The organism is uncultured Cyclobacterium sp. (assembly GCF_963976465.1).
GTDB lineage: Bacteria > Bacteroidota > Bacteroidia > Cytophagales > Cyclobacteriaceae > Cyclobacterium.
In genome coordinates this window covers 1-3,230 of record NZ_CAXBOC010000580.1, presented here as the reverse complement: position 1 = coordinate 3,230, position 3,230 = coordinate 1, and the positions used below count along the sequence as shown (strand labels likewise).

At 36.4% G+C, this 3,230-nt stretch carries 3 protein-coding genes; 2 read left to right on the top strand and 1 reads right to left on the bottom strand.

Going from position 1 to position 3,230, the window contains the following annotated elements:
• Both ade and AAC037_RS22470 read left to right on the top strand, forming a co-directional pair.
• Positions 1-1,448 (top strand): adenine deaminase (ade, locus tag AAC037_RS22475; RefSeq protein WP_339905773.1); only part of this gene is annotated, 1,448 nt, incomplete at its 5' end.
• Positions 1,449-1,638: 190 nt separating this feature from the next.
• Complete coding sequence (locus AAC037_RS22470) at positions 1,639-2,796, top strand: HAMP domain-containing sensor histidine kinase (RefSeq protein ID WP_339905771.1); 1,158 nt, start codon at positions 1,639-1,641, stop codon at positions 2,794-2,796.
• Positions 2,797-2,929: 133 nt separating this feature from the next.
• Here AAC037_RS22470 and AAC037_RS22465 read toward each other — a convergent pair.
• A partial coding sequence (locus tag AAC037_RS22465) for a DUF3810 family protein (protein ID WP_339905769.1) occupies positions 2,930-3,230 on the bottom strand: 301 nt, incomplete at its 5' end.

Sequence of the window (3,230 nt, the reverse complement as noted above, 5' to 3'; positions counted from 1 at the left end):
CTACAGAATTTGCGCGCCTGTCAAGTACTCATGGAACGGTAGCCACTGTATCTGATCCCCATGAAATTGCCAATGTTTGTGGGATTGAAGGAGTGGAATTCATGATTGAAAATGGTGATCATTCCCCATTCAAGTTCTTTTTTGGCGCACCATCCTGTGTGCCGGCAACCCCGTTTGAAACAGCTGGTGCCTCAATCAATAGCGTCGACATTGCCAAACTTTTAAAACGAAAAGATATTCATTATTTGGCTGAGATGATGAATTGGCCCGGAGTGCTTTCGGGAGACGATGAGGTACTCCGGAAAATTGAATTGGCAAAAAAAATTGGTAAACCTGTAGATGGACATGCGCCGGCACTAGTAGGTGAAGAGGCAGCAAATTATATTAAAGCAGGTATTTCTACAGATCATGAATGTGTAACTTTGGAAGAGGCTCGCTTTAAAGCCAAAAAAGGCATGAAAATAGCCATTAGGGAGGGAAGTGCTGCGAAAAACTTTGATGCTTTGATAGATTTGATCGATGAATTTCCGGATCAAATAATGTTCTGTTCAGATGATAAACATCCCGATAGCCTGTTGTTAGGACATATCAATCAGTTGGCGGCTAGAGCTATTGATAAAGGGAAAGATCTTTTTAATGTGCTAAGGGCTTGCTGTATTACTCCTGTTCAGCATTATAATATTGGAGTAGGTAGATTAAGACCCCATGACCCTGCTGATTTTATAGTGGTGAAAGATTTGATTAATTTCAATGTTTTAGAAACTTATATCTCAGGAATTTTGGTAGCCAAAGAAGGGAAAAGTAAAATTATGTCTACCAAAACGGAGCCGATCAATAATTTTAAAGCCTGTCCGGTTGCTGCCAATGATTTTGAAATGGATCATCAGGGGGGAAAGGCTAAAGTGATAGTGGTGGAGGATTCTCAATTGATCACCGGAACGATTGACTGTGTAGTGCCTGAAAAAGATGGAAAAGTTAGGGTGGATATTAATAATGATATCCTAAAAATTGCCATCATCAATAGGTACCTGCCTGATGTCAAACCGGCGGTAGCTTTGGTTAAAAATTTTGGGTTAAAAGATGGAGCCATTGGATCATCTGTTGCCCATGACTCACATAATATCATAGTAGTGGGCACAAGCGATAGTCTGATGGCTGAAGCTGCCAACTTAATTATCAAGGAAAAGGGAGGGTTATCAGCTGTAGGCCCCAAAGGAAGCAAGGTTTTGAACTTGCCTGTAGCAGGATTGATGAGTAATTCAGATGGATTTTCGGTTGCAAGTAGTTACATTGAGGTAGATAGATTGGCAAAAGAATTTGGCAGTGGTTTACAGTCACCTTTTATGACCTTGAGTTTTATGGGCTTATTGGTAATCCCCCATTTAAAATTGAGTGACAAAGGATTGTTTGATAGTGACCTATTTAAGTTTGTAAAGGTTTTTGGATAAGGGGAAATATTTTAATTAATCAATTTTGAAAAAAGGATTTTTGTCAAAGTTAAAAAAGCAGGGTAAGAATTTGTTTTTCTGGGATAAGAGTCCATCCCTGGAAATACAAGTTTTTAATGTTGCCTTGGTTATTTTAATAGGTTTTGCTCTTTTTCTGGCGATCATCAACTAATGGTTACAAAACTATAGTTTGGTCAAACTTTGTTTAATAGTTGTGGTCAGCCTTTCTGTATTTATTTATCTTTTGAGGGTAAAGCATGCCTTTAAAACAGCATTTTATTTGGCGAGTTTTAGTACCTATCCAATTTTACTCTTCAATTTCTTTCACAATGATGGTATAATTGGCCCTACTTTTTATATCCTTTCTTTGATTCATTTGTTGATTCTTACTATAGTGAATACAAAGCATTATACGTTCTGGAGTACCTTGAATGTACTGTTTTATTTTTTACTTTATTGCTTTGGGTTATACTATGGGGAACTGATCCCTGAAAATTATAATAGCCGGTTTGAAATTTTAACGGATCATTTGCTTACCTATAGTGCTTCTATTCTTGGAGTTACCATGATAATGTTTGCTTTAAAACGTTTTATTTTGAACCAGAAACGAAAAGTGAAAGAAAAAACAGTGGCATTATTGAAAATAAACAAAGACCTAAAACAAACCAATAACCAAAAAGACAGAATCATAGCCATTATTTCCCATGATTTAAAAAATCCTCTTCAATCCATCATCCAAACCTTAGAGTTAATTAATTCAGGAGACCTTACTGAGGAAGAGATTAAATTCTTACGAAAAGAATTACTGAAATCGACTAAAAACACCTATAAAATGATGGAAGATATATTGGAATGGTCTTCTTTTGAAATAAAAAATGCCTCTAGAAAGGAAAAGAAAATAAAAATTAAAGACCTGATCGAAGATACAGTAGAGATCTTAAGGGTGATAGCCAAACAAAAAAGTATAGAATTAGAGGTCAATTATCATGAAAATCCCTTATTGAATTTAGAGACAGATAGACTGCTCCTGATTGTTAGGAATTTGGTTCAAAATGCCATAAAGTTCACCCCTTCAGGAGGACATGTTATTGTTGATATTTATTCTCAAGAAGAACAATTGACCCTTCAGATAACGGACAATGGTGTTGGGATTTCTCCCAAACGTTTAAAAAATATCTTCGAACAAGATATAAAATCTACTTACGGTACCGAGCAGGAGAAAGGAACGGGAATGGGGCTTCACATGTGTTTCCAAAGTGCCCACAAGCTTAGTGGGAAATTGGAAGTGCAAAGCACTGAAGGGGTTGGTTCAACCTTCAAACTAGTGATACCTACAGGGATCAATTAGTCTTTTATTTCAATGAAGGATAAACTGATAACTTAATTACGCATAAAAACTAAATATTTGTATACTTTCAATCACCTGCTTATCATGCATTTCCTGCAACTGTAAGCTTTGCCTATAATATATAAATGAGGTTTTATTTCGTGAGATTCCATGAATAGACGAGCATGGGAAGTTGTGCATAACTTTTTACTCCTGCCTTTACTCCCTGAGATTTTAAATACAAATCGTTGGATTTTCTACTAAAATCCGAAGAAAAGGGAACTATTTTCCGGTTGCTTGCTTGAATTCCTCTTATATCTTTTTTAATAGACTCAGGTATTTGGGCCAAAAATTCCTTATAACGCTCCTTATCCATTCTGTAAAGATCGTTGAGCTGATACCTAAATAGCTTCATGGCTGCAGCATATTGAAAAAAGGGCAGGGAGCTATTAGAG